Here is a 23553-nt window from a genome sequence, read left to right as displayed (position 1 = left end):
TGGTGAAAGATGATTAGAATAAATATAATTTGTATAGGAAAAATTAAAGAGAAATATTTTACAGACGCAATTTCCGAATACGCAAAACGACTTACTGCCTTTTGTAAATTTGCGGTAGTTGAACTTGCGGAAGAAAAAATAAGAAATAACAATCCGAACGGGGCTGAAATTTCAGAGGTAATTGAGGCAGAGGGAGAAAGAATACTTAAGAAAATCGGTGCAGGTGATTATGCCGTGGCAATGTGCATCGAGGGCAAACAGCTTTCAAGCGAAGAACTTTCTGCAATGCTCGACAATGCGGCAATTACAGGAAAAAGTACGGTGGATTTTATTATCGGCGGAAGTTACGGACTTAGCAATAAGGTGAAAAACAGAGCAGATTTCAAACTTTCTATGAGTAAAATGACATTTCCTCATCAGATGGCAAGAATGGTACTCTCGGAACAGATTTACCGTGCGTTTGAAATTTCTACCAACGGCAAATATCATAAATAGAGGTAAAAGATGGCTTTAGACGGAATTTTTTTAAGATATATAAAACACGAAATAGAAACCGAGGCGCTCGGTGCCAGGGTATCGCAGATTTATCAGCCGAACAGAGATGAACTTGTATTTGCGATGCGTACCTTTAACGGCAATAAAAAGCTTTTGCTTTCGGCAAGGGCAAATTCACCGAGGGTGCATTTTTGCGGCAATACACCTGAAAATCCCGCTTCACCGCCTATGTTTTGTATGCTTTTGCGTAAGCGTATCGGCGGCGGAAAGCTGGTTGCGGTTCGTCAACAGGAATGCGACAGAGTGCTGTTCCTTGATTTTGAATGTGTAAACGAACTTGGTGATACCGTTCTAATAACAGTAGTTTGCGAAATTATGGGAATGTACAGCAATATTATTATTGTGGATTCAAACGGAGTAATTATTGATTCTCTCAAGCGTGTTGACCTGACTATGAGCAGCCGTAGACTTGTGCTTCCAAATATAAAATACGAACTTCCCGAGGCGCAGGATAAACTTTCAATTCTTAAACATTCGGCAGAAGAAATAGCGGAAAAAACAGTTGATTTTGACGGTGAAATGATGCTTAACAAGGCACTGCTAAGGGCAATTCAAGGTGTATCGCCTCTTGTGTGCAGAGAACTTGAGTACAGAGTGGGCGAGGGCACAACTACCCGTATGGATAAACAGCATTATGACAGACTTGTTGATGTGCTCAATAATTTGTATGTAAATGTTAATAAATATGCAGGCAAACCGTGTATGGTTATAAGAGATGACGGCAAGCCGATTGATTTTACATTTACAGATATTGAGCAATACGGAAATTTTGCTCAAATAAAGCACTTTGACACATATTCACAACTTCTTGACAGCTTTTACGAAACCAGAGATTCAAGAGAGAGAATGAGGGTCAAATCTCAAGACCTTACAAAAATGCTTGTTAATTTAAGCGAAAGAATTTCCCGTAAACTTGCAAAGCAAAAGATTGAACTTAAAGAATGTGCAAATCGTGAACAGCTTAGAATAAACGGCGATTTGTTGCAGGCAAATCTCTACCGTATTGAGCGTGGCGCATCTTTTGCGGAAGTGGAAAATTTTTACGATGAAAATATGTCGCTTATCCGCATAAAACTCAATCCTGCAATTTCTCCGGCAGCAAATGCTCAAAAATATTATAAAGATTATCAAAAAGCGAAAAATGCAGAGCATATTTTGACCGAACAGATTGAGAAAGGCAGGTCAGAGCTTGAATACATTGATTCTGTACTTGATACGGTCAGCCGTGCGGAGAGTGAGCGTGAACTTGCGCAGATAAGGGAAGAGCTTACCGAGCAGGGATATTTACGCAAACAAAAGGGTAAGCAAAGACCGCAGGCGGCACTACCGCCGCTTGAATTTACTTCAAGTGACGGATTTAAAATTTTGGTAGGCAGAAACAATACTCAAAATGATAAACTTACATTAAAAATTGCAAATAAAAATGATATGTGGCTGCACACAAAAGATATTCACGGTTCGCATACAGTTGTTTTTGCGGAAGGCAGAGAAATTAGCGATACCGCAATTTTAGAGGCGGCACAGCTTGCCGCATATTACAGTAAAGCAAGAGAAAGCAGTCAAGTGCCTGTAGATTACACGCTTGTGCGTTATGTAAGCAAGCCAAGCGGTGCAAGACCGGGTATGGTTATTTATGTAAATAACAAAACTGTTTATGTCACACCAAAAGCAAATATTTCCGAATAAAAAACTTGGCAATCTTTACGGTTGCCGAGTTTTTTGCTGTCAGTCAATATAATCAAGATATTTTAAGAACCGTTTTACGGCAAGGGAGGCGGTCTTTTTGCCTTTCAGTCCGACATTTTCAGATAATTTGATTTCTTTCAATACTTGAAAAAATATTTACAGTGTGCTAAAATATTCTTATAAATTTGGACAAGGAAGTTCGGCAGGACTTTCTTGTCTTTTTTATTGGAGGTAATAGGTATGAAAAAGCCGTTAATAGGTGTTGTTCCGCTTTGGGACTCTGAAAAAAACTGCTATTGGATGTTGCCAAACTATATGCAAGGAATTGAAAAATCGGGCGGTATTCCCGTTATGTTGCCTTTAACCGAGGATGAAGAGATTATAAAACAGCTTGTAAATACTTGTGACGGATTTCTTTTTACAGGCGGACAGGATGTTGACCCAAAAATTTATAACCAAGTGAGAACAAAGCAGTGCGGAGAAAGCTGTACGCAAAGAGATAATATGGAAACAGAGCTTTTTCGTCTGGCTTATGAAAAAGACAAGTCAATCTTAGGCATTTGCCGTGGCATACAGTTTATTAATGCTGTTATGGGCGGTACGCTGTATCGGGATTTACAAACAGAGCATCCTACCTATACCGTGCATCATCAGCCGCACCCGTATGATAAACCTATTCACAGTGTAAAAATAATGAAAAATTCGCCTTTACATAAATTGTTGAATACAGATGCCTTAGAGGTTACAAGCCTGCACCATCAGGCAGTAAAAGATATTGCACCGAATCTTGAGTGTATGGCGGTTTCGGAGGACGGACTTATAGAGGCGCTGTTTGCACCCGACAAAAAATTTGTATGGGCGGTGCAGTGGCACCCGGAGTATTCTTTCTTTACAGATGAAAACAGCAGAAAAATATTTCAAAAATTTACAGACAGTGTTAGTTGATTACCTAAATATATTTCAAAGCCTTGCCTTGTGCAGGGCTTTTTTACTGCCCGAAACTTTACAATCTTTTACAAGAGTGATAAAAGAATATGACTGTATTATAAAATTACGGTGTTAGAATATCGTTAGAAAAGGGGAAGAAAAATGGAAGATAAAAGTAAAAACTCAAAAGTTTTGGTAATTGTTCTTATTGCGGTTATAGCAATTCTTGCGGCAGTAGGCATTACTATGGGTGTGTTGCTGATGAATAATAACAGCTCACAAACACAGGATACGGCAAAGCAGCAGGGCGTTGTGTTTGACAGTGACGCATCGCATTACGAACAGGAAGTTTCAAATGCGGGCGGCGCTGAACAGGGAATTAAAATTCCGGGTTATCCCGATATGACAATCTCAAGTGAAAGCACAGACTTTCCTATCACTCTTTTAAATCCCGAGGAAAATCCGTGTAATTTTAAATTTACGCTTTCTTTGCAGGAAACAGGTGAAACACTTTGCACTACAGACCTTGTAAAACCGGGTGATGCAATTAAGGGCGTAACTCTTGACAAACCGATTGAAAAAGGTACATACACTTTAATAATTAATATTTCAACATATTCTGTTGACAGCAATTCACAAATGAACGGCGCACAGGTTAAGAGTACGCTTACAGTTGAATGACAATAATCCCTTATGGGTTTATCATATATAAACAGCCGTCAATTTGGCGGCAAGGACATTAGAATTTGAAAATCTAAGGAGAAGAAAATTTATGAAAATCAATGCAAAAAGAATTACAGCAGTATTAATGGCAGCAGCTATGAGCGTATGCGCTACAACAGCAGCATTTGCGGCATCAACAACAGACACCCCGATTGTTGACGAAAACCACGCAACAGCAGACTTCCAGCAGAAAATTACATATTCAAAAAGTGAATCGGAAATCGTACCCGCTTACACTGTTTCTATCCCTCTCACAGCAGAACTTCAAAAAGAGTCATCAACACTTTCATATTCACTTGCACTTGAAAATGATACAGCCTTTGTTCCAAGCGGCAAAAAAGTAAGCGTAAAGATTGAGAGCGCAGGTTACTCCGGCAATCTTCACACTCTTGCAGTATGGGATTCAAGAAATCTTCAGGAGGCTGAATATGTAATCTACAATTCAGACGCTTTTGCAAATCCTACTTACTACACAATCGGTGACGAGATTGCTTCTTGGGACGGCTCAAACTTCGGTACAATCACAAGAAAAATCAAACTTAAAGACTACTATAGCGTAGGTGCCGGTAACTATAACGGTGTAATTAACTACACAGTATCTCTTGAGGACAAATAAGATAAATAAAACTCGAGGTTAATTATGAAAAAAACCGTTATTACCGTAGTTTTAGCTTTATGTGTTATTTCGACAGTTTGCTGCGCATATGCAGCGGCTGCCGAAAGTGCAAAAACAGATGTAATTCTTACAATCGAAGAAACAACCACACAATTCACTACAGTTCAGACTGCAACACAAACAACAGAAAATCAAAACACAGTTGTAGAAAATGATACTAACACAATCAAAACAGGCGCAATTGTAAGTTACACAACTGTTGTAACAGTATTTTTAATGCTCACAGCGACAGTATCATTTTTCTGGTTCTATAAAAAGAAAAAATTATTATGTAAGGAGTAACAATATGAAGAAGTTTTTATCAATCGCAACAGCACGCTGAAAAAGTTATCTAAACTTTTCCTTCCCTTACAGCAGATCGTTACATTACAGTAGCGGTCTGTTTTTATTTATAATATCTTTAATTTTCTAAAAAAGTATGTTACTATTGGAAATTTAATAATTAATAGTCTTTTCCTTCTATTAATACCGCTCCGTCATCAATTTTGTAATGTTCGGAAACCTCAAGGGTATTTGCAACCCATAAAGCAACATCTCCTGAAGAAATCTCGTTGCTATCATCAAAAGCACCGCATACTGAGTAATTATCGTCTCTATAACAATTAATAGCTTTATGCGTAATATCATCAACCAAGTATGAATATTCTACAGTAATAATTTTACCGTCTTTCCCTTGATATTCTGTATATTTAAAATCAGATGCCCACGTTTTGTTGCGCAGGGAATCAGGAATTTCATAATCAGGAAAGCTGTCAGGATCTGAAAGAATATTCAATAAATCTAAAAAACTGTACTTCGAGCCGGTTTCTCCGTCAGGTAAGCTGTCCAAATATTTGCTTATATTTATGTATTCAATGCTGTCGCTGATGATTTTTTCTATTCCGTCATATGTTCCTTTGAACAAATCTTCATAGCCCTGTTTGTATTCGTCTGATACCGGCAAAATATCATTTGTAGTATAGTTTGAAATAACTAAATAATCCTGAGAAATATAGTTTTTATATTCCTCCGATTCGTTTGATGATGGACTCCTGCAAATAAGTGAATCTTTATCTGCGGCTACAGTTGTCCAGCTGTCGGGCGACTCAAATGTAAAGGTTACTAAATCTAATTGGCTGTTTTCCGTGACCATTTTTGTTTCTACATAAGGCTTAATAATGGTATTATTCTGCTGACATCCTACAAGTGAAATCATAAGCACGATGGATATTATTGCTGATAAGATTTTGTTTTTCATTTGTATGCTCCTATTCCTATTATATATTTTAACTGGAAATTATTTGGGATTTTTTGATTTTATGCATTTAATATTACTAAATTGTGATATTTATTATACTTCTTGTATTGCTTTTTGTAAAGTAATAAAGGTAAGTATATCAGGACTTATGCAAAGTTACATCAGAAGGAGAGCCAAATGAAAGTATTTCTTTATATCCGTGTTGCCTGTGCGGATCAGCTTGCAGCGGCAAATCAGCGTGAAGAGCTGGAACGCTAACGATACTCCTACAACAGTTGAACTGACCTTTGTAAACGGCAACAAGGTTGAATTGAAACTTAATTAGCAATTTGCAGGTTTGACATTTTTACACGAAATATGTTATAATCAATTGTAAATATCGGGGAATTGTACGCTGTTTACAATTCCTCTTTTCTATTAAAAAAAGAGGCGATAAGATGAAAAAAATTATTGCACTTCTGCTTATTGTGTTAACTGTTTTGCTTTGCGGTTGTTCGATGGGGGACGGAAGTATTCGATTCGGAGCGGCAGGTTTGGGCGGTGTTTATCACCAGGCGGCAACTTCATTAAAACAGCTTGCCGAAAATGACAGCGCTCTTAAGATTGAAGTAAAGACCACAGCAGGCTCTGCGGCAAATGTTCGTTTGCTGTCACAAGGTTATCTTGATGCGGCAATTGCTCAATCTGATATTATAAGCGACGCATATAACGGAGAAAATTCATTTAAAACAGCATATAAAGATTACAGCGCTGTTGCGGCTCTTTACACCGAAGTGTGCCATATTATAGTAAGGGCAGATTCTGACATTAACAGCGTTGATGATTTACTCGGTAAAACGGTCAGCATCGGTGAAGAAGAATCGGGTTCACAACTCAATGCAAAACAGATTTTATCCGCATACGGTTTGAATGAAAAAATGGTTAAAGAGGAAAACTTTAATTATGCGGATTCAGCCAAGGCACTCGTATCGGGTGAGGTTGACGCTTTGTTTTGGACAGTCGGCATAAACGCCACAGTTGTGGAAGAGCTTTCAAGACAGTGCGACATAAAACTTCTTAGCATTGACAAAGAAGCGTCAGACAAGCTTAAATCAGCGTATTCGTACATTGACTGTAAGGTTGACGGAAACACATACAACGGTCAGACTAAGGATGTAAATACCGTTGGAGTAAAATCGGTACTTATTGTAAGTGACAGACTTTCAAATGATAAGGTGAAAACACTTACAAAACTTGTGTTTGATAACGCAAACGAACTTCAGCTTACTGTTTCGGCTGACCTTGATATTATAGAAAAAGATGCCGTAACAGGTGTAAATATTCCGTTCCACAGCGGTGCGGCAGAATATTACAGTGAAAAAGGCATTGAAGTAAAAACAGCAGAATAACTGCGAAAGGAATGTAAACATTGAGCATTACACTTGATATGTATCAGACAATCGCAGTTGCTGTAGTTGTACTGATATTAGGAGCTTTCCTTAAAAGAAAAATTTCTTTTCTTGAAAAATTCTGTATTCCCGCACCGGTAATCGGCGGATTGATATTCGCAATATTTACTTTGATTTGCTATTCTACAGGAATACTTGAAATTGATTTTGACGATACTTTAAAAGAAGTATGTATGGTATTTTTCTTTACCTCGGTAGGCTTCCAGGCAAACTTAAAGGTACTTAAAAGCGGTGGAAAACCGTTGCTTATTTTTCTTGTACTTGTAATTGTTCTTATAATAACTCAGAACTTCACAGCCATAGGACTTGCAAATCTCCTCGGGCTTGATTCGCTTACGGGTATGACAACGGGTTCAATCCCAATGGTAGGCGGTCACGGTACGGCAGGTGCATTCGGTCCGGTGCTTGAGGACTTCGGTATTAGCGGAGCAACAACTGTATGCACTGCGGCGGCAACATTTGGTCTTGTTGCAGGTTCGCTTATGGGTGGCCCAATCGGCAACCGACTTATTAAAAAGCACAATCTTCTTGAAACAATCAAAAATGATGACGATACTCTTCTTGTTGAAGAAGAAGAAAAGCACGAAAGACATTTTTCGATGTATGCGCCGGCTGTATTTCAGCTTATAATTGCGGTAGGTATCGGCACGATATTTTCAAAATTGCTCTCGCTCACAGGTATGACATTTCCAATCTACATCGGAGCAATGATTGCAGCGGCAATTATGCGTAATATCGGCGAATACACAGGCAAAATCACAATTCATATGGGTGAAATTAACGACCTCGGCGGTATTTGCCTTTCGCTTTTCCTCGGCATTGCAATGATTACACTAAAACTCTGGCAGCTTGCTGACCTTGCACTTCCGCTTGTTATATTGCTTGCAGGACAGGTAGCTCTAATGTTCCTATTCTCTTATATTGTGGTTTTCAATGTAATGGGCAGGAATTACGATGCGGCGGTATTAGTAGCCGGTACTTGCGGATTTGGTATGGGCGCAACTCCTAACGCTATGGCAAATATGCAGGCAATCTGTGAAAAGTATGAGCCTTCTGTAAAAGCATATCTGATTATTCCTATAGTAGGCAGCTTGTTTGCAGATTTTCTTAACAGCCTTACAATCACATTCTTTATTAATCTGTTGTAAAATGGAGGTAATATTATGAAGGATAAGGATAAATATTTTGTAGAAACTGAAAACCTTGCTTTTCCTGAAATTCACACAGGTAAGGTAAAGCAAATATCAAGCGAAAAACCTAATGCCGACGAATCTGTTATTTATGATACAGTGGCAGTTCCCGAAATTCATATAAAAAAGAAAAAAGATAAGCACAGCAAATAATAACAAAGAGCCGTACATTAATTTGTGCGGCTCATTTTGTCAGTCTTTAAATAAAATTTGATCATTTAGCATATATGACAAAAAGTGATTGACAATGCTTGTTATATATAGTATAATGATACTCCTAAAACAGGCTAAACTTTGTTTATATCCGGGGATGTAAAGGCTTCGACGGGGAGCGTGAACCTCGGTAAGCGAGCAGTGGTGCGGAGAGCCACTATAAAATCCGCAACTTTTAAAATAACTGACAAAACTACAGTTAGATTAGCAGCGTAAGCTGCTCGTTCCTGCACAGAGTACCACGGCTGTGTAAGGGGCGTCGATTAGTGGTAAATGTGAATACAGCAATGCTTCGGGCTGTGTCACACATTAGAAGCTACCGAGCCGTATAACCCGTTGTCGGGTGCTGCGGTAAGGGAATTTTAAAACGACAACTACGCTCGTAGAAAGCCTTGGCAAATACTTTTCGGACAGGGGTTCGATTCCCCTCATCTCCACCAAAACAAAAATCCAGCAGATAAGCCAAAATCCTTGGGAATGGCTTGTTTGCTGGATTTTTTAGTTTGCATATTTAATTGTAAAAAACAGAAATTAGCGGTAAAAATAGGTGTTTTGAGTATAAATGCAACACGAAATGCAACACGAATTTATAGAAAAAAGTGGCTGTAAATCGTGTTGCATTACTGTTATTGAATGATTAAGTTTTTGGCTTTTGGATAGCTTGTTGTCTTAAATACTTAACTTAGAATTATGCTTGGTTTTGTAGATTGCTTGAATCAGCGGTAAAATTATTCTGAAAAATGTTTATGATTTTCTTATTCATTTCTTCCTGCTTATCTCTTAGAGTGTGCTGATAGATATTTTGCAGTACTGCAACAGATTTCCAACCTCCGATTTGAGCTATGTGCTTGTCTGGGATACCGCAGGCGTGGAGTTCGGAAGCAAAGTAATGGCGTAGTTTGTGAAAGGATATATGCGGCACATTACATTGTTGTACAAGTCTGTTGAATGAGTCAGATAGCTTTGCCGGAGAGCAACCAAAGTATTTCCATTCTTTGACCTCTTTTATGATGTGAGGAGGCAAGGGAACAAAGCGATTACCTGCATTCGTTTTTGGCGGCTTTATTACGACATTATTGTTTTTGTCATAGACAGCTGCTTTATTTACCGTTACTCCGAGGTCGCTTACATCGTTGAGAGTTAGGGCACACACCTCGGAACGGCGAAGACTGCCGGAGCTTGCAAGCAGAATTGGCACTCTTATGAAATCGCTTGCGCTGGCGAGCAGAGTATTGATTTCTTCTGTAGTGGGAATTGTGTATGTAGGCTCTACTTTTTGCGGTAGGCGGGTAGTAAGAATTAGCTGAGGCTTGTATGCACGCAGAACCGCAGACAACAGTCCGTGGGAGTTGCGTACTGATTTAGGCGATTTTGTTGCTGACATCTCGTTGACAGCAAGCTGAATATGCTCTTGATTTATATTACTCAGCTTCATAGGCATTAGCGTTTTAAAATCGTTTCGCAAATTCTTTTCATAGCCGTCTATTGTTGAAGGGGCAAGAACCGATGACTTGCTGTCTATGTAACGGCGGTATGCTTCCTGCAAGGTGAGGTCATTGTATGTTTTAGCACCTCTTTGCTTGTTATGACTGTATTCCTTTGCCATATATTCTGCCTCTTTTTTAGTTGAGGCGGTAAATGACTTGTAATGCCGTTTATTGTTTTCGTCTGTATAATCATATTCAAGTACTCGCCAGTTGCCTGATTTTAATTTTTTTGCGTTTGCCACGGTATCAACTCCTTATGGTTTGAATTTTTGAAAGTGATATGGTTAAACTTTATTCATCTTTTAAAAGTGAATCAATAGTTATTTTAAAATATTTTGAAATTTCAATTATTGTTTCTATTGAAGGTTGCATTTTTCCTGCTTCGTAATTTGAAATTGTTGATCGACTTAAATTTAATATTTTACCTAATTCAGCTTGAGTCAATTTGTTTTTGGTTCTTAGCAATTTTAAATTTTCATTAAAAGGCATTTGCTCACTTCTTTTGTGCGTTTTATTTGAATTGTATTTACAAATTGATAAAAGTGTTATAATATTATAATAGGAGGTGGAGTAAATGAAAAAAAAATTACGAACATTTTATGGGGTTCTTTCATATATGATTTTCATTTTGCTTATTTTTTCTCTTATACTCAATATTATTGCTTTAATTGTAAATTTGAGTATTGATAATGATTTTACTGTAAGTGTATGGGAATGTGCTTTTTTGCCGTTAGTTATATACTTTACAATTAAGTATTATCATCCGTATTATCCTCGTTGTCTTGAATAAATTTTTCTATTTGTATAATATTTGAATTTGCCGGACGGACATTTAGCTTTTGTACTGAATCCAAGAGTTGAAGTTCGTCTGCTTTTTTTATCATTTGATCAAATTCTTTGTTAAGTTCTAACTCTTTAATCTCTAATTCTTTTTTTGTGATTTTTTGTTTAGTTTTTTCGTTTTCATATTTTAGTTCATTTATTTCTTTATATTTTATTTTTTTATATATCTTTTTTATGTGCCATAATAGTCCTGTTATTTCAAAATTGGTTTTTTTGGATTTTATTTTTCCTCCAAAAATCATAATGTATATTACAAGTATATATAGCAAATTATCTTTTATAAATGTTAATCCGTCAAAAATAAATTGAAAAGATATGTCACCGGGAGAATTAAGAGCTGTTGTTAGGTTTATGTCAGTATTTTCTTTATTGAAAAGATATATCAAATAGCTTGTAAAATTTGAAAAACTGATTGCGTCTATTTTTTCTTCTGAATCAATATGAAAAGTAAGAGATAGTTTATTTCCTACTACATATATTCCGTAACAGGCATTTAGAATGAGTTCTGCATAATCATTTAGCGAACTTAGACTGTGGTGATTACTGTAAATAGCTTTAGATAAGTATGGATTAAGAGCATAGATATTTGTTTTGCCGATTATTTCAATTTTTCGTCTTTTTACATATGGGCATAATATATCGTTTGTCTTATGTAAATTATTTTCAATTTGCTTATGTGCTTCAAGTTCACTTATATAGTTAAGGTTAGAATTGCTTTCTTCGTAATATTTACCTACTTTCGCAAAGGTTATTTCATAATCCCCAATAATTAAAACAATATCATTTTCTTTTAAGTCAAATATAAACTTATGACATTTATTTAATGATGTTTTGGGGTGCTTTTCGGGATATAATTCTTCTAATTTATTTTTTAATCTATCTTCCTCATTATTAATATTATTCTTTAATACAATATTCCAACCTATTGCAATATAGCCTTTTGTTATGTACTCATAATAGAAGGCACTTCTTTTAGTTCTTAACATCCAAAAATTAATGTTTTTGCTTATTTTTGGAATATGTATATACTCTTCTAATTCATTCATAGTTGTAACCTCACATCTGAGTAATAAAATATAGATTTATTAGTTCTGTTTATTTTGCTCGGTTTTATTTAAATTCTTCAGATATATTATATTCATTATTACTCATTTGTTTTTCCTCACATTTTAATTTTAAAATACAAATAATGATACTATTATTTTTCATATTTATGGACTGCGTAATAATAAAGTGCACCTAAAACAAACCATAGAATAATGGTAATAATGCCAAGATACATATACATATCATAGTCATAATATGATTTTGGCATAAAAAAGAGTGTGTTAATTTCTGCAATTGCTATTGAAACACCGCTGTAAATTGACGGAAGCCAATATAAATAATACTCTTCTGTCAGGTGCTTTCCTATTACCGCTAATAATACAGGAATAATTAACCACAAATTTTTTATATCAAAGTATGAACCTATAAGAAAACAAGGAGATAACAACGACCCATAAAAATAGAATCCGCTTACAAAACTTAGAAACATTTTAATTCCTCCGTGTATTAATTGTTGCCAAACCATTTAAAAGCTCTTCTAAAGCCTGCCTGCTCTGCTTCGGCTACTGTCATTGCGAAAAATTCACCTTCATTTTTTATTTGTGTTACATCATACTTTTGATCAAATGGCAAATGATATATTTTAGTTATTCCAAATTCATTGTGACCAATATTACATTTTATACAAGGATAGTCACCTTTAGGGACATTTTCTTTATAATCAATTTTTAAAAACTTAGCCATTTTTTTAGCAGTATCTGATAGCTCTATGTTGGTTATAAAAAGTCCTTTAACATCTTTTTGCTTAAGGTTGTTTTCGATACAATAGCTTGCTACTGTTCCGTAAAGCTGAGTAATATGCTTTTCATGAATCAGCTTTTTGGAACTCCAATATTTGCATTGGATAATAAGTGTTACATTATCTTTAGTGGCTATAATATCTCTGCCTAAATCTTCCAATCCCATATAAGAGCCAAAATAATCAATACTGTAACCTTTTATATAATAGCGGTAACCAATGTAAAGTTCGTAATCTCGCCCTATTTGCCATTTGCTTTTATTGTGTGAGTTTTTGTATCTGTCTAATGCAAGCTGATTTCTTTCAGTTGTGCTTAGATTATTATATTCATCTTCTGTTAAATAATCTTTTGTTGTATCATATTCTTTTAATTCATCAACTTTAATTAGTGGAAGTTGGTTGAAATCACATTCAATTACATCTTTAAGTGCAGGATAAAGAGTGAATAAGTATGCAAGTTGATACTGTGCATCTTTATTTTTTTCTACAATATTTTGAGCGTCTTTTCGTATTTCTCTAATTGATTTTACTTTGCTTAAACGCTGTACATTTTGACCCCAGTCTAATTCCTTAGCTAATTTTTCTATTCCATATGTTTCGTAATCAGCCATAATTTGTGACATATACGGAATTGCAGTCAGATTGGAATGAGTTGATTCTAAAAATTCTATTCTATTTTTTAACAATATTATTTCTTTTGCAGTATTTATATTATCACTTTTGGAAAGGCTATTTAATATTTCCGTAAGTGCGGCTCTTTTGTTAAGACTATTATCAAAAAGAGAGGATAGATCAACTAAAGTATCAATTTCTTTTTCTAACTCATTGATTTGTGTTTCTAACTCATTGATTTGTGTTTCTAACTCATTGATTTGTGATTTTAAATTTTTTATTTCTATTTTTGGCTCGTTCCATTTATCTTGAATATAGATTACTAATCGAATTATGAGAATTAATATAAAAAGACCTATAAAAAAACCAAAAACTGTTGACAACTCCATTATATATCTCCATAAATAAAATGTTAATTATTCGCACATCGAAATTTAAAAAATATACCGCTCGTTAGCGGTTACGTTATGCACGCTTGTTTAACAGGCGTGTATTTCTTTTTGTATATAATCTTCAAACAGTTTATATACTTTCTTTTCAATGTCACTTTTAAGGAACATTTGCCTTTTATATAAAACAGACATTCGTCTTGCTCTTGCAGCGGCTTGTTGAGATGTAAGGTTACACTGTTTTGAAATTTCATTTGTTGAATGTAAATCTAATCCCCATAATACACATGCCGGTGAGAGAAGTTTTGAGGCAAAAGAATTAGCTTCTTTTTCAAGCTTATAGTTATCGTGAACAAAGTGACCGTTTTTGAGCCTGTGTCCCAAGAAAATATGACCGAGTTCGTGTGCCACGACAAATCTTTTTTGTGATGAGGATAATGTGTCGTCATATATTATGTACCATTTATCTCCGTCACAAAGAGCTGCACCGAGTTCAGATTCTTTTAATTCATTTATCAGACTGTTTTTAATAACTTTAATATCTGCCGTTTTTGCAATTTGTAAAACATCAACAGGCAAAGAGTTAATTTTAAAATCTATTAAACATTGCCATGCGGAATTTCTGACATTCTTATATGCACCGTAAAACAATCCGTTCACCTCCTACAATTCATCAGTTGACGGTGCCTCTTCAAGTTTTTTACGCTGTTCATCCGTAAGTGTAATGTACTCCGGATTTTTGCCGTTACAAGCAGCACGAAAAACTTGCCCTACAACTTTATTTTCTTCTACTCCGAGAAGTCGGTCAACTGCCTGCTGCATTTCGGGCTTTGACCTGTATGCGGTTATTACTTCTTTTTCGTGTTCTGTTAATGTAAACGGAACTTGAAAGCTGGATTTATTATCTGAAATATACTCATCATAAAACACTTCCATCTTAACATTAAGTGCTTTACATATTTTAGCAAGAACTGAAATATCTACTTTCATATTATCCCTTTTGATAATACTGTATATTGTAGATGATGTAATACCGATTTTATCCGCCAATTCATTAGGATTACTGTTTTGTGATTTAAGAATTTCGGATAATTTTGCACCAATTCCCATATCAGTACCTCCTTTGTAATTATTATATAGCAAAAAATTGCATAAATCAACATAAAATAACGCATTTGCGTTAATTTAGAATATTTGCTAATAAACAAAATTGTTTTTTATGCAAGATACCAATATTTACGCAAATGCGTAAATATGTGTTGACAAATAACGCAAACGCACATATAATTATCTTAAAGATTACGCAGATGCGTAAATTAAAAATAAAGGAGGTTTAAAAATGTATCCTAATTTAGACAGAGAAATCAATGCAAATGGAATGTCATGGCGATCTGTGTCAGGTGCAATAGGAATGCCTGAGAGTACCTTCCGCAATAAAATAACCAAAGGCGACTTTTCTATTGGAGAGGCTTTTTCAATTAAAGAAAGATTGTTCCCTAAGTATGAACTGGAATACCTATTTGAAAAAGCAGAACAGCCGGCATAAGGAGGTGTGAAAAGTGAACTTATGTATAATTATGATACTAACAAATCTGTGTATATCTGTGGTATCCTTAACTATTGCAATAAAAATAATAGCTGTCCATTTGTATAAAACAATAGACAGCTACCTTGATAAGCACGACGCTCAAATTATGGATCTGATTAAGTGGGCAAAGGACGAAGACAAACATCAATGAACGCTTTTCCAACAGGAGTAAGTTTTGCTACTCCTTTTTGAAGTTCAATCTTCAAATTAGTATTATTTGATTTGTTTAGATACTCTATATAATTTTTATAATATCTTACTATGGGCAAGAAATCAAAAATCTTATAGAGTTCAGCATTGGTTAGATATTCATCATATGCAATACTTATCAAACCCATGCGAGATAGAGATGACATAGAAATCGATTGTTGCTCAATTGAATCGCAAAACTCATTACTACAAAAAATATTAGTTTGCAAAGTCTTCTGACCTTTATTTTCAAATATTTCTATTATTTCGCATATTGGCAAATTTTCTTCAACTGAAAAACATTTTAGGTTTTGGGCATCTATAGGCGACATTTGTTGAATGATGTCAGAAAAAGACGGATGAATTTTTTCGATTTTTCTACTGTCGAATGAATTGACGATTAACTTTTCAAACATTTCACGAATTTCGTCTTCATTCATAAAGTATTTCGCTTTTTCAAGAGCAGGTCCAATAATCGATTCTCTCGATTCAACTTTATGTTCTGTTGGAATATTATCTACACCATTTTGAATGTTAGCTTTAAAGTCTTCAAACTTTTTTTGGCGCTTTAATTCGGCTTTTATTGAAGCATAATGTATGCCACCTACAGTTAAGTTTATGAAATCGGCTAACAGACCACCTGCAACTTTTGTTGGTGGATTTGTAAGATTACTTACTGCTTCTGATTCTAAAACAGCTTTTGTAACACCATAAGCAGTATCATTTATGTTTTGGTCACTCATATGTGCACCACCTTTCTAAATAAATAATAACATTATTTGGGTAATAAAGCAATAAAATATCGAAAAGCAGGTGAGAAAATGGCAAAACTTAAACTTAGTTCTTCTTGATATTGATCCTAATGTTTTCAGACAACCGGCATAAGGAGGTGGCTAATATCAATTCGGTAAAATTAAAAGAAGAAATAAAAAAAGCCGGATATACACAAGTAAGGCTGGCAGAAGAACTTGAAATTACACAAAATTCGCTCTCATCTAAGATAACAGGAAAATCTGAATTTACTTTATCTGAGGCAATAAAAATTTGCGAATGTCTTAATATTACAGATATTAACAAAAGGGCAGAATTATTTTTGAGATAAAAAAACAAGCATCAACGGTCCTTTCGTTGATACTTGTTCCCAATTTTTTAACCTGTGCAAATTGCAGATAGAGTTAAATGTAAAGTTTTCTCTTAATTTTTTATACCGGTTAAGGTTCCGGTTATCTCTACATTAACATCTATCATCAGTAAAAGGACTACCAATTTGAAAAAGCAGAACAGCCGGCATAAGGAGGTGGAATAATGAAAGGTGAACAGGCTGCAAAAGTGATTGATTCACTTGTAAATTTTATTGAAAGAGTGGCAAATAAAAAACGACCTACAAAGGAAGAAGTGGAAGTTCTTCCCAAGGTCGTCAGAGCATTAAAAGAGTTTACTACTCTTTAGAGATTTGTTGTATCCAGATTTGAGTTACCGAGTGTTTCAGCAATACCGTTAAAAATTTCGGAATAAAACTCTGAAATGGCTTCTCCGCTTTCTGCGTCAACAGTGAAATTAAAGGACGAAGCCATTGCAACAACAATTTCTTTTGCAGTGTCAGCTGCAAATTTATCGATTTCATAATTACGCATAGTTACACCTCCTTTCAGTAATATAGTAGCACATAAAAAGAGGGGAGGCAAGAAAATAGAATAAGGAGGCGGAGAGAATGCCAAGACCACTTAAAAAGCCGGAGGACAAAATGAAAAGGCTGCTTATTGCAAACATTCAGTATGAATCGGAAATAAGAGAGATTGACCGAAAAGGGCAGGCACTTGTGGCTCACTGCTCGGAGGGGACATATCGCACAAGGCTTGAGGACCCGGGTAAGTTTACGGTTGAGGAGTTGAGCAGGTTTGCTAAAAAGTTCGGCATACCGATGGCGGACCTTTTTAAATCACGAAAGGTATGCGACGAATAAACAATTAAGGAGATTATTAATTATGAGAATTGCAATTATTACAAAAGAGAGTATGTATAAGCTTGTAAAGACATATGCAGGCAGTGAATACGAAAAAGACAATGAGGATTACTTTGCTATGGCAAAAAGTGCAGAGGACTGCAAGTTTGAATTGCGTAATGACAAAGCAGTGCTTAGATACAAGAACGATGATGAGTTTATAACGGCTACACTGTACAGGAGATGTTACCCTGACTATGAGGACGAGATGTGCTGTAGGTTATCGGTGAAGGTCGATAAAGAATTTGTTGAGTTTGAGGTAAGCGTGGACCTAATGGAACTTTGCGGGATGGTGGTTGAGTAATGGAAAATATACTTATTAATATCAAAGACGGCGAGGTAATGACATTGCAGGGGCTTGATACAGTGACAGCCGAAAGGCTCGAAGACATACTAAACTATGTAGCTGAAACTAAAGAGAGCCTCGACAACCACAAACTTTGCAACAAGGCAGTCGGATTTAAGCGTGTTGTTAAGAACTGCAAGAAGTTTATTAAGTGCTGTAAGTACGCAATAAGAACTTAACAGGAGTACATATGTTTAAAGTCAGATGTAAAGAAGATATATCAGAAGTCTTTGAAGTATATGATGTATGTCGCTTTAGAGCTCAAAACAAACAAGGATATGACATAAGATTTTTGATTTATGACGGATGTTTTAAGTATGTGACAGCGGATGTATTTGAGCCTGCGGAGGAAAGCAATGACAGCAGCAATGACAGCAGCGGAGATTAAAGAGGCTTTTATAAAAGAAGAGCCGGTTATTTTAAAATTGCCAAATGTAATTGAAAAGCGTTTTGACAAGATTAATGCAGTTATATACCGCAGAAGTCAGAAAGGTAAGCTAATGGTATCTGTAGAACTTGTTGAAACAGTTGATACAAATATGGGCAAAAGGCAGCATTTGATTGTTGCAAGAGGTGGAAACATAAAAAAGGAGCGTTGACACAGGGCAGTGATCAACGCTCAAGTAAGGCTTATTGCCAAATCTACATATTTATTATAGCAATAAGTTTTATAAAAATCAAGAGGTGAAATCAAAATGGAAAAAACTATTAAGAGAGCAAAGAAATTGTTGCTTACACTCGGAATTACTCCAAATTTAAACGGATACAACTATTCGACCATAGCTATTTGTAAGTTGTATGAACTTACAAATGCTTGCGAAGATATAAGTTTTTGCAAATTGTATGAAGATGTTGCAAATGAAGTTGCTTCGACGGGTTCACGAGTTGAGAGATCAATAAGACATGCAATCAACTATACATCTTCTCAAAATCTTGAACACTGGGAAAAAGTGCTTAATTGTAAGCTGCAAGACGGCATAACGGTAAGCAAATTCTTATCGTTGTGCGTAGAAAAGCTTTTGATGAATGAAGGCTTTTAATTAAGTTAGTAAGCTCCGCACGGCTTTACTATATATCAGAAAGTACAACTTTCGTTGATTATTCTTCCTAAAATATAATACTGACTTGCATAATGTTACTGCAGAGCAGGTGCGGCTGCTCTTTTGGTATTTAAGGAGAAATGATATGAAACGGAAAAAACTTGATCATCTTGATTTGGTATGTCTTGAGATTGCTAAGTATAACAAAATACATAACACATATTACAGCTACGGCGAATACACAGCTTTAGTGCGTGCAGGAAAGATTATATCAGATGTTGTGAGTGAAAAGAGAGTTAAGAAAAATGAGAAGAAAATGGACAGATGATGATGTCAACAGTTTGTGCGAAATGTGGGGCAATTCAAGTGTTGAAAGAATTTGTACAAAACTTGAAAGAAGCAAAAGTTCTGTAATTCAAAAAGTTAATAGACTTAAGCTGGGAGCTTTTCTTGATAATAGTATTTACATTACAAAACATCAATTGTTTGTTGCTTTAGGAATAAACTCAGATTCATATAAAAATGTATCCTGGCTTAAAAACAGAGGATTGAAAACACACAAAGTAAAGCGTGGAAAACAAACTTTTAATATGATTCTTATAGATGAGTTTTGGAAGTGGGCATATGAAAATATGAATTTTCTTGATTTCAGCAGCTTTCAGAGGAACAGTTTAGGTAAAGAACCAAAGTGGGTTGATGAAAAAAGGCGCAAAGATATAAAAAAATCATATCAGTTTAAAAGAACTCCTTGGAGTGAGTTTGAAGATAAAGAACTTATGCGATTGCTTAGTAAATATAAATACAGTTACAAAGAACTGTCTCTGAAACTTAAAAGAACTGAAGGAGCTATACAAAGAAGAATATGCGACCTTGGTATCAAAGAGCGACCGGTTAAGGCGGATAATCATATCAAATGGACCGAAAGCGAATATATGATGCTTGGCGAAATGATTAAGAACGGATACAGTTATGAACTTATATCAGAAAAAATATCTAAGTCTGTTAAAGCAATCAGAGGCAGAGTATACAATACATATCTAACAGAAAGACTTGATAAAGTAAGAGCAATTATCGGTGACGGTAATTCCGGGGATAACGCTGCTTCTAAACAGTTAAAACATAAAAACTTACTTAGTGCAGAAGAAAAGTCAGAAGTTAAAGAGTTGATGTCAAGATTTATAGCGTGCTTGAGTGCTGATTTAGACGAAATAAAAAAGTTTAATGTATATTTTCAAAAAGATATGTGCCAAAACTGGGACAAGTACAGAGGATGTAAAGCAAAAGAAAACGGCTGTGACGAATGTATATCATTTGTAAGATTAAAACCGCAATTTTGCAAAAGATGTGGCAAAGATTTTATTGAGCACGGAGAACACCTTTATTGTCAGAATTGCAGAGAAGCAAGATTAAAGCAAGCACAGAGAAAATATGCGATATTAAATCAAAAAGGAGAATATAGATGAGAGAAATATTATTTAGAGGTCAAACTCGCAGAAGCTGTTTTGATGATGATTGCACCGCTTGCATAAAACATTGGCTTGAGAGTGAGGCAGAAGAATGAAGGTACATCATTGCATAGATGTTTGTTGTGGAGGCCGTATGTTTTACTTTGATAAACATAACCCAGATGTAGTCTTCATGGATAACCGTAAATTTACTGATACTCTTTGTGACGGTAGAGCGTTTGAAGTCAAACCTGATGTTGTGGCCGATTTCAGGAATATCCCTTTTAAAGATGATACGTTTAATTTAGTAGTATTTGACCCACCTCATCTAATCAAAGTAGGGGATAAGTCTTGGTTGGCAAAAAAGTACGGTAAACTTAACCAACATACATATAAAGATGATTTATCTCAAGGGTTTAGGGAATGTTTCAGAATTTTGAAACCATATGGAATTTTGGTTTTTAAATGGAATGAAACGGATGTTAAAACTAACGAGATAATTAAATTATCACCAATACCTCCACTTTTGGGACATAAAAGTGGAAAATTGAATAAAACACATTGGCTACTTTTTATGAAAAATGGTACTGAAAGTGAGGCAGAAGAATGACATCAAAAGAGACTATGTATAAAGCAATCAATACATACGGTGTGGAAAATCAGTTGATAAAGACGGTCGAAGAGTTGTCTGAATTGTCGCAGGCTTTGTGTAAAAGCCTTATAAGATTAAATTATACTAAAGAAAAAATATCACTTGAATCTGTTGATAATATTTTTGAAGAAATAGCAGATGTTGAAATTATGCTTGAGCAATGCAAGATGATGTTTCAATGCGATAAAGAAGTGAGTGCATGGAAACATAAAAAGATTGAGCGGCTTGAAAGAAGATTGGAGAGTGGAAATTAATGACTCTTGACGAATTAAAAGCTGAAATATCCGAACTCATAGAAAGTGAACAGGAGAAGATGAGCGGATATAATGACAGCAAAAGCAGAAAGGACAAACATTATTACATAAGCGAAGGAATGGTGATAGCGTACGGAATTGTGGCTGATTATCTTGGTGATTTGGAGGTGCTTGAATGACAAATGAAGCGTATGAGCAGATTAAGCTATTCAACTGGGTTGCGTATGCGAGAAATACTTATCCGCAGCTTGACTTGCTGTATCATGTACCAAATGGTGGCAAGAGAAATCAGAAAGAGGCGTTTAACCTTAAAAGGCAAGGTGTGAGAGCCGGTGTGCCTGATTTGTGCCTGCCTGTATCGAGGGGGAAATATCACGCACTTTACATTGAACTCAAGGTGGGCAACAACAAAGCGACTGAAAAGCAGCGAAAATGGATAAAGAGACTGAGAGAGCAGGGCAATTTGGCGCTTGTTTGCTATGGCTGGGAGGAGGCCTCGGCTGTACTGCTTAAGTACATAAAGCTAAAGGCGGACAGTGAAGATGAAAAGCTGTGAGAATTGCAGGCATTTTACACGCTGCTCAGCGAGGAGCAGAGGTGTTGTGTGTAACTGCTACGAAAAATATACAGGAAGAAAGGACGGAATAAAAACGATGGCAGAGGAAAAGGTACTGGTTTTCAAGTACGCAGAGCCGCTCGGCTACAAGGACGAGATTAGAGGTATGGTTGAGATGATTGACAGGGTTGAGATTGAGAACTTTTTGAGGAGTGAGAAACTCAAAAACAAGGACTTGCTTAAAGGCAGAATTAAGATGATTTATTCGGGCAGCGGCAAGGATAATCTTGAGAACAAGGATACAGGCGAGGTTTACAAGGGAACGGTGATGTTTGTAGGCGTTTCAAGAGAGGACATTGTTAATCTTACTGATAATCAGATTAAGGCGATTAAGTGCGTTTACAGAAAGGTGGGTTAGAGAATGTACGGGGTTATTGTAATTGCACTATTTGCGGCTTATTCTTTTATCTTTTATGGAATTCACAGAATTGATAAAAGGGAAACAAAGGAAGAGATAGAAAACTTGAAAAGCTGCATTACTCACAGGGACAAGTTGATGGATGAAATGTCGGAAGAGGCACAAAAGCTCGCAGATGAAAAAGAAAAAGCTGTAAAGGCTTGCAGAAAGTACAGAGAAAAATTGAACCTTGTGTATGGAAATCTTAAGAATCTTAATGATACATACAGCAGCAATGAAGTGAACTTGTGCAAGGCGATTGAACAGAACATATACCTGAGCGGACAGCTGAAAACGTATAAGGACGCATATGGTGAGATAAAACAGAGCGAAAATTGAGATGTAACGAAAAAAAAAAGCGGCCATTGAGCCGCTTGACTTTCCTGCTAAAGCAATTATTTAAGTGACGAACTTTGAGAAAGGATATATAATATAATGTTTACATACAAAAGAACTATAAAAAGTGGTCCGCTCACTGAAATTGAATATTACAGATCCTTTCGCAAAATCGGGAAAAATTACGGGGGCAGAAAAATAAATCAAAGTCTTACACCCGAAAAGCAAAAAAGAGCTAACAGAATGCGAGCAATCAAAAATATGCAGAGGCTTATACTTTGCAATTTTACAAGCGGTGACTATTTTGTAAGGCTGAGCGTGCCAAGGGCGGAGCTTACGGAAGATAAATTTGAAAAGATTGCAAGCAAATGGAAAAGAAAAATGCGTGACGCTTTTCGCAAAATTGGAAAAAAGTTTAAGTACATATCGTTTACGGAGTGTGGAAAGCTGGGAAAGAACTGGCATATGCACATTATTGTTGAGCGTGAGGCTCTTGAGTTTGTAGAGAAATATTGGGAGTATGACGGAATAAACTTTACTGCACTGTATCAGAGCGGATATTATGAAAAACTTGCAGAGTACATCACCAAAGATGTGGCCGGAGAAAAGAGGATAAGGACAGCGAGATGTCTTAAAAAGCCTGATGTTACTGTAAAAGAGGCAGGGCGCAGGGAGATTAAGAAACTTGAGCGTGGTGAAATGATAAAAATTCCTGACGGATACTTTTTGCTTAAGGATGATGATAATTATAATTACAACGATATAACAGGTGCAAGCTGGTACTTTGCTTTTTTGCCTCTTGCGTACGAAAAATTTGATATTTCATAAACAAGCTGTCTGCGGACGGCTTATTGGT

Annotated in this window: 37 protein-coding genes and 1 other RNA gene; 28 read left to right on the top strand and 10 right to left on the bottom strand. The window is 35.8% G+C overall.

Features of this window, described 5'->3' with window-relative positions; translation table 11 throughout:
- Nucleotides 1-9 precede the first annotated feature (9 nt).
- The 6 genes from rlmH (at nt 10) to H8R91_RS11015 (ending at nt 4849) form a co-directional block, all read left to right on the top strand.
- Nucleotides 10-495: a 23S rRNA (pseudouridine(1915)-N(3))-methyltransferase RlmH gene (gene rlmH / locus H8R91_RS11040; protein ID WP_207722768.1), complete on the top strand. Its 486-nt coding sequence runs from the start codon at nt 10-12 to the stop codon at nt 493-495.
- Nucleotides 496-504: 9 nt separating this feature from the next.
- A complete protein-coding gene (locus tag H8R91_RS11035; RefSeq protein ID WP_186936265.1) occupies nt 505-2241 on the top strand; it encodes an Rqc2 family fibronectin-binding protein in 1737 nt (578 codons plus the stop codon).
- A 240-nt stretch (nt 2242-2481) separates the two neighbouring features.
- On the top strand, nt 2482-3186 hold the full coding sequence (locus H8R91_RS11030) for a gamma-glutamyl-gamma-aminobutyrate hydrolase family protein (RefSeq protein WP_186936263.1): 705 nt from the start codon (nt 2482-2484) through the stop codon (nt 3184-3186).
- A gap of 144 nt (nt 3187-3330) precedes the next feature.
- On the top strand, nt 3331-3849 hold the full coding sequence (locus H8R91_RS11025; RefSeq protein WP_022234610.1) for a hypothetical protein: 519 nt from the start codon (nt 3331-3333) through the stop codon (nt 3847-3849).
- A 91-nt stretch (nt 3850-3940) separates the two neighbouring features.
- Complete coding sequence (locus H8R91_RS11020; RefSeq protein WP_186936261.1) at nt 3941-4507, top strand: hypothetical protein; 567 nt, start codon at nt 3941-3943, stop codon at nt 4505-4507.
- A 24-nt stretch (nt 4508-4531) separates the two neighbouring features.
- The gene (locus H8R91_RS11015; protein WP_186936260.1) at nt 4532-4849 is read left to right on the top strand and encodes a hypothetical protein; all 318 of its coding nucleotides are present in this window, start codon (nt 4532-4534) and stop codon (nt 4847-4849) included.
- A 160-nt stretch (nt 4850-5009) separates the two neighbouring features.
- Here the strand turns inward: H8R91_RS11015 and H8R91_RS11010 are convergent, their stop codons facing one another.
- The gene (locus tag H8R91_RS11010) at nt 5010-5804 is read right to left on the bottom strand and encodes a hypothetical protein (RefSeq protein WP_186936258.1); all 795 of its coding nucleotides are present in this window, start codon (nt 5802-5804) and stop codon (nt 5010-5012) included.
- Nucleotides 5805-6241: 437 nt separating this feature from the next.
- On the opposite strand from H8R91_RS11010, the gene H8R91_RS11005 reads away from it, so the two are divergent.
- From H8R91_RS11005 to ssrA, 4 genes are all read left to right on the top strand, one after another.
- Nucleotides 6242-7192, top strand: coding sequence for a TAXI family TRAP transporter solute-binding subunit (locus H8R91_RS11005; protein ID WP_186936256.1), 951 nt, complete (start codon nt 6242-6244; stop codon nt 7190-7192).
- Between the two features lie 20 nt (nt 7193-7212).
- Nucleotides 7213-8400, top strand: coding sequence for a sodium/glutamate symporter (gene gltS, locus H8R91_RS11000; protein ID WP_186936255.1), 1188 nt, complete (start codon nt 7213-7215; stop codon nt 8398-8400).
- Between the two features lie 15 nt (nt 8401-8415).
- A complete protein-coding gene (locus tag H8R91_RS10995; protein ID WP_022234618.1) occupies nt 8416-8595 on the top strand; it encodes a hypothetical protein in 180 nt (59 codons plus the stop codon).
- 153 nt (nt 8596-8748) lie between these two features.
- Nucleotides 8749-9095, top strand: a transfer-messenger RNA (tmRNA) gene (ssrA, locus tag H8R91_RS10990).
- A 248-nt stretch (nt 9096-9343) separates the two neighbouring features.
- Here ssrA and H8R91_RS10985 read toward each other — a convergent pair.
- The 7 genes from H8R91_RS10985 to H8R91_RS10955 all read right to left on the bottom strand — a co-directional run bounded on the left by H8R91_RS10985 (nt 9344) and on the right by H8R91_RS10955 (nt 14942).
- Nucleotides 9344-10384 (bottom strand): site-specific integrase, encoded by a 1041-nt coding sequence (locus H8R91_RS10985; RefSeq protein ID WP_186936253.1) that lies wholly within the window; start codon nt 10382-10384, stop codon nt 9344-9346.
- 49 nt (nt 10385-10433) lie between these two features.
- Nucleotides 10434-10631 carry a helix-turn-helix transcriptional regulator gene (locus H8R91_RS10980; RefSeq protein ID WP_186936251.1) on the bottom strand — a complete coding sequence of 66 codons (198 nt, stop codon included), beginning with the start codon at nt 10629-10631 and terminating at the stop codon, nt 10434-10436.
- 260 nt (nt 10632-10891) lie between these two features.
- A complete protein-coding gene (locus H8R91_RS10975) occupies nt 10892-12031 on the bottom strand; it encodes a DUF8426 domain-containing protein (protein WP_186936249.1) in 1140 nt (379 codons plus the stop codon).
- A gap of 152 nt (nt 12032-12183) precedes the next feature.
- Nucleotides 12184-12522, bottom strand: a complete 339-nt coding sequence (locus H8R91_RS10970) for a hypothetical protein (RefSeq protein ID WP_186936247.1) — start codon at nt 12520-12522, stop codon at nt 12184-12186.
- Nucleotides 12523-12539: 17 nt separating this feature from the next.
- Nucleotides 12540-13832, bottom strand: a complete 1293-nt coding sequence (locus tag H8R91_RS10965) for a restriction endonuclease (protein ID WP_186936245.1) — start codon at nt 13830-13832, stop codon at nt 12540-12542.
- Between the two features lie 90 nt (nt 13833-13922).
- On the bottom strand, nt 13923-14483 hold the full coding sequence (locus H8R91_RS10960) for an ImmA/IrrE family metallo-endopeptidase (RefSeq protein WP_186936243.1): 561 nt from the start codon (nt 14481-14483) through the stop codon (nt 13923-13925).
- Between the two features lie 12 nt (nt 14484-14495).
- The gene (locus H8R91_RS10955) at nt 14496-14942 is read right to left on the bottom strand and encodes a helix-turn-helix domain-containing protein (protein WP_186936241.1); all 447 of its coding nucleotides are present in this window, start codon (nt 14940-14942) and stop codon (nt 14496-14498) included.
- Nucleotides 14943-15171: 229 nt separating this feature from the next.
- On the opposite strand from H8R91_RS10955, the gene H8R91_RS10950 reads away from it, so the two are divergent.
- Nucleotides 15172-15378, top strand: a complete 207-nt coding sequence (locus tag H8R91_RS10950) for a helix-turn-helix domain-containing protein (RefSeq protein WP_186936239.1) — start codon at nt 15172-15174, stop codon at nt 15376-15378.
- Nucleotides 15379-15536: 158 nt separating this feature from the next.
- On the opposite strand, the gene H8R91_RS10945 is transcribed toward H8R91_RS10950, so the two are convergent.
- Complete coding sequence (locus H8R91_RS10945; protein ID WP_186936237.1) at nt 15537-16352, bottom strand: DUF4393 domain-containing protein; 816 nt, start codon at nt 16350-16352, stop codon at nt 15537-15539.
- Between the two features lie 146 nt (nt 16353-16498).
- On the opposite strand from H8R91_RS10945, the gene H8R91_RS10940 reads away from it, so the two are divergent.
- Together H8R91_RS10940 and H8R91_RS10935 are read left to right on the top strand one after the other, a co-directional pair.
- Complete coding sequence (locus tag H8R91_RS10940) at nt 16499-16711, top strand: helix-turn-helix transcriptional regulator (RefSeq protein WP_186936235.1); 213 nt, start codon at nt 16499-16501, stop codon at nt 16709-16711.
- A 203-nt stretch (nt 16712-16914) separates the two neighbouring features.
- Nucleotides 16915-17058, top strand: a complete 144-nt coding sequence (locus H8R91_RS10935) for a hypothetical protein (RefSeq protein ID WP_186936233.1) — start codon at nt 16915-16917, stop codon at nt 17056-17058.
- Here H8R91_RS10935 and H8R91_RS10930 read toward each other — a convergent pair.
- Nucleotides 17055-17243: a hypothetical protein gene (locus tag H8R91_RS10930; RefSeq protein ID WP_186936231.1), complete on the bottom strand. Its 189-nt coding sequence runs from the start codon at nt 17241-17243 to the stop codon at nt 17055-17057. The two genes, H8R91_RS10935 and H8R91_RS10930, sit on opposite strands and share 4 nt — an antisense overlap.
- A 77-nt stretch (nt 17244-17320) precedes the next feature.
- On the opposite strand from H8R91_RS10930, the gene H8R91_RS10925 reads away from it, so the two are divergent.
- The 15 genes from H8R91_RS10925 (at nt 17321) to H8R91_RS10855 (ending at nt 23525) form a co-directional block, all read left to right on the top strand.
- Nucleotides 17321-17572 carry a hypothetical protein gene (locus H8R91_RS10925; RefSeq protein ID WP_186936230.1) on the top strand — a complete coding sequence of 84 codons (252 nt, stop codon included), beginning with the start codon at nt 17321-17323 and terminating at the stop codon, nt 17570-17572.
- Between the two features lie 22 nt (nt 17573-17594).
- Nucleotides 17595-17915: a hypothetical protein gene (locus H8R91_RS10920; protein WP_186936228.1), complete on the top strand. Its 321-nt coding sequence runs from the start codon at nt 17595-17597 to the stop codon at nt 17913-17915.
- The gene (locus H8R91_RS10915) at nt 17915-18136 is read left to right on the top strand and encodes a hypothetical protein (protein WP_186936226.1); all 222 of its coding nucleotides are present in this window, start codon (nt 17915-17917) and stop codon (nt 18134-18136) included. The genes H8R91_RS10920 and H8R91_RS10915 overlap by 1 nt, the downstream gene beginning before the upstream one ends.
- Before the next feature lie 11 nt (nt 18137-18147).
- Entirely contained in the window at nt 18148-18345 is a 198-nt protein-coding gene (locus H8R91_RS10910; protein ID WP_186936224.1) for a hypothetical protein, read from the top strand.
- Complete coding sequence (locus H8R91_RS10905) at nt 18314-18556, top strand: hypothetical protein (protein WP_186936222.1); 243 nt, start codon at nt 18314-18316, stop codon at nt 18554-18556. The genes H8R91_RS10910 and H8R91_RS10905 overlap by 32 nt, the downstream gene beginning before the upstream one ends.
- Nucleotides 18557-18652: 96 nt before the next feature.
- Nucleotides 18653-18997 (top strand): sporulation initiation factor Spo0A C-terminal domain-containing protein, encoded by a 345-nt coding sequence (locus H8R91_RS10900; protein WP_186936221.1) that lies wholly within the window; start codon nt 18653-18655, stop codon nt 18995-18997.
- A 145-nt stretch (nt 18998-19142) separates the two neighbouring features.
- Nucleotides 19143-19325 carry a hypothetical protein gene (locus tag H8R91_RS10895; protein WP_186936219.1) on the top strand — a complete coding sequence of 61 codons (183 nt, stop codon included), beginning with the start codon at nt 19143-19145 and terminating at the stop codon, nt 19323-19325.
- Nucleotides 19303-20460, top strand: a complete 1158-nt coding sequence (locus H8R91_RS10890) for a hypothetical protein (RefSeq protein WP_186936217.1) — start codon at nt 19303-19305, stop codon at nt 20458-20460. The genes H8R91_RS10895 and H8R91_RS10890 overlap by 23 nt, the downstream gene beginning before the upstream one ends.
- Before the next feature lie 136 nt (nt 20461-20596).
- Complete coding sequence (locus H8R91_RS10885) at nt 20597-21052, top strand: methyltransferase (RefSeq protein ID WP_366477527.1); 456 nt, start codon at nt 20597-20599, stop codon at nt 21050-21052.
- Entirely contained in the window at nt 21049-21348 is a 300-nt protein-coding gene (locus tag H8R91_RS10880) for a nucleoside triphosphate pyrophosphohydrolase family protein (RefSeq protein WP_186936213.1), read from the top strand. The genes H8R91_RS10885 and H8R91_RS10880 overlap by 4 nt, the downstream gene beginning before the upstream one ends.
- Nucleotides 21348-21527 (top strand): hypothetical protein, encoded by a 180-nt coding sequence (locus tag H8R91_RS10875; RefSeq protein WP_186936211.1) that lies wholly within the window; start codon nt 21348-21350, stop codon nt 21525-21527. Before H8R91_RS10880 ends, H8R91_RS10875 begins: the two co-directional genes overlap by 1 nt.
- A complete protein-coding gene (locus H8R91_RS10870) occupies nt 21524-21904 on the top strand; it encodes a VRR-NUC domain-containing protein (RefSeq protein ID WP_186936209.1) in 381 nt (126 codons plus the stop codon). The genes H8R91_RS10875 and H8R91_RS10870 overlap by 4 nt, the downstream gene beginning before the upstream one ends.
- Nucleotides 21891-22322, top strand: coding sequence for a hypothetical protein (locus H8R91_RS10865; protein WP_186936208.1), 432 nt, complete (start codon nt 21891-21893; stop codon nt 22320-22322). The genes H8R91_RS10870 and H8R91_RS10865 overlap by 14 nt, the downstream gene beginning before the upstream one ends.
- Nucleotides 22323-22325: 3 nt before the next feature.
- On the top strand, nt 22326-22700 hold the full coding sequence (locus H8R91_RS10860) for a hypothetical protein (protein ID WP_186936206.1): 375 nt from the start codon (nt 22326-22328) through the stop codon (nt 22698-22700).
- Nucleotides 22701-22796: 96 nt separating this feature from the next.
- The gene (locus H8R91_RS10855) at nt 22797-23525 is read left to right on the top strand and encodes a rolling circle replication-associated protein (RefSeq protein WP_186936204.1); all 729 of its coding nucleotides are present in this window, start codon (nt 22797-22799) and stop codon (nt 23523-23525) included.
- Nucleotides 23526-23553: the final 28 nt, after the last annotated feature.

It is taken from the genome of Ruminococcus intestinalis (genome assembly GCF_014288065.1).
Lineage (GTDB): Bacteria > Bacillota > Clostridia > Oscillospirales > Acutalibacteraceae > Ruminococcoides > Ruminococcoides intestinale_A.
The sequence above is the reverse complement of the archived record's forward strand: the minus strand, read 5'-3'. Positions and strand labels throughout refer to the sequence as shown.

Coding starts and splice junctions, on each gene's coding strand:
- rlmH (WP_207722768.1), top strand. CDS start 10: ATGATTAGAATAAATATAATTTGTATAGGAAAAATTAAAGAGAAATAT.
- H8R91_RS11035 (WP_186936265.1), top strand. CDS start 505: ATGGCTTTAGACGGAATTTTTTTAAGATATATAAAACACGAAATAGAA.
- H8R91_RS11030 (WP_186936263.1), top strand. CDS start 2,482: ATGAAAAAGCCGTTAATAGGTGTTGTTCCGCTTTGGGACTCTGAAAAA.
- H8R91_RS11025 (WP_022234610.1), top strand. CDS start 3,331: ATGGAAGATAAAAGTAAAAACTCAAAAGTTTTGGTAATTGTTCTTATT.
- H8R91_RS11020 (WP_186936261.1), top strand. CDS start 3,941: ATGAAAATCAATGCAAAAAGAATTACAGCAGTATTAATGGCAGCAGCT.
- H8R91_RS11015 (WP_186936260.1), top strand. CDS start 4,532: ATGAAAAAAACCGTTATTACCGTAGTTTTAGCTTTATGTGTTATTTCG.
- H8R91_RS11010 (WP_186936258.1), bottom strand. CDS start 5,804: ATGAAAAACAAAATCTTATCAGCAATAATATCCATCGTGCTTATGATT.
- H8R91_RS11005 (WP_186936256.1), top strand. CDS start 6,242: ATGAAAAAAATTATTGCACTTCTGCTTATTGTGTTAACTGTTTTGCTT.
- H8R91_RS10995 (WP_022234618.1), top strand. CDS start 8,416: ATGAAGGATAAGGATAAATATTTTGTAGAAACTGAAAACCTTGCTTTT.
- H8R91_RS10980 (WP_186936251.1), bottom strand. CDS start 10,631: ATGCCTTTTAATGAAAATTTAAAATTGCTAAGAACCAAAAACAAATTG.
- H8R91_RS10975 (WP_186936249.1), bottom strand. CDS start 12,031: ATGAATGAATTAGAAGAGTATATACATATTCCAAAAATAAGCAAAAAC.
- H8R91_RS10970 (WP_186936247.1), bottom strand. CDS start 12,522: ATGTTTCTAAGTTTTGTAAGCGGATTCTATTTTTATGGGTCGTTGTTA.
- H8R91_RS10965 (WP_186936245.1), bottom strand. CDS start 13,832: ATGGAGTTGTCAACAGTTTTTGGTTTTTTTATAGGTCTTTTTATATTA.
- H8R91_RS10955 (WP_186936241.1), bottom strand. CDS start 14,942: ATGGGAATTGGTGCAAAATTATCCGAAATTCTTAAATCACAAAACAGT.
- H8R91_RS10950 (WP_186936239.1), top strand. CDS start 15,172: ATGTATCCTAATTTAGACAGAGAAATCAATGCAAATGGAATGTCATGG.
- H8R91_RS10945 (WP_186936237.1), bottom strand. CDS start 16,352: ATGAGTGACCAAAACATAAATGATACTGCTTATGGTGTTACAAAAGCT.
- H8R91_RS10935 (WP_186936233.1), top strand. CDS start 16,915: ATGAAAGGTGAACAGGCTGCAAAAGTGATTGATTCACTTGTAAATTTT.
- H8R91_RS10930 (WP_186936231.1), bottom strand. CDS start 17,243: ATGCGTAATTATGAAATCGATAAATTTGCAGCTGACACTGCAAAAGAA.
- H8R91_RS10925 (WP_186936230.1), top strand. CDS start 17,321: ATGCCAAGACCACTTAAAAAGCCGGAGGACAAAATGAAAAGGCTGCTT.
- H8R91_RS10920 (WP_186936228.1), top strand. CDS start 17,595: ATGAGAATTGCAATTATTACAAAAGAGAGTATGTATAAGCTTGTAAAG.
- H8R91_RS10915 (WP_186936226.1), top strand. CDS start 17,915: ATGGAAAATATACTTATTAATATCAAAGACGGCGAGGTAATGACATTG.
- H8R91_RS10910 (WP_186936224.1), top strand. CDS start 18,148: ATGTTTAAAGTCAGATGTAAAGAAGATATATCAGAAGTCTTTGAAGTA.
- H8R91_RS10905 (WP_186936222.1), top strand. CDS start 18,314: ATGACAGCAGCAATGACAGCAGCGGAGATTAAAGAGGCTTTTATAAAA.
- H8R91_RS10900 (WP_186936221.1), top strand. CDS start 18,653: ATGGAAAAAACTATTAAGAGAGCAAAGAAATTGTTGCTTACACTCGGA.
- H8R91_RS10895 (WP_186936219.1), top strand. CDS start 19,143: ATGAAACGGAAAAAACTTGATCATCTTGATTTGGTATGTCTTGAGATT.
- H8R91_RS10890 (WP_186936217.1), top strand. CDS start 19,303: ATGAGAAGAAAATGGACAGATGATGATGTCAACAGTTTGTGCGAAATG.
- H8R91_RS10885 (WP_366477527.1), top strand. CDS start 20,597: ATGTTTTACTTTGATAAACATAACCCAGATGTAGTCTTCATGGATAAC.
- H8R91_RS10880 (WP_186936213.1), top strand. CDS start 21,049: ATGACATCAAAAGAGACTATGTATAAAGCAATCAATACATACGGTGTG.
- H8R91_RS10875 (WP_186936211.1), top strand. CDS start 21,348: ATGACTCTTGACGAATTAAAAGCTGAAATATCCGAACTCATAGAAAGT.
- H8R91_RS10870 (WP_186936209.1), top strand. CDS start 21,524: ATGACAAATGAAGCGTATGAGCAGATTAAGCTATTCAACTGGGTTGCG.
- H8R91_RS10865 (WP_186936208.1), top strand. CDS start 21,891: ATGAAAAGCTGTGAGAATTGCAGGCATTTTACACGCTGCTCAGCGAGG.
- H8R91_RS10860 (WP_186936206.1), top strand. CDS start 22,326: ATGTACGGGGTTATTGTAATTGCACTATTTGCGGCTTATTCTTTTATC.
- H8R91_RS10855 (WP_186936204.1), top strand. CDS start 22,797: ATGTTTACATACAAAAGAACTATAAAAAGTGGTCCGCTCACTGAAATT.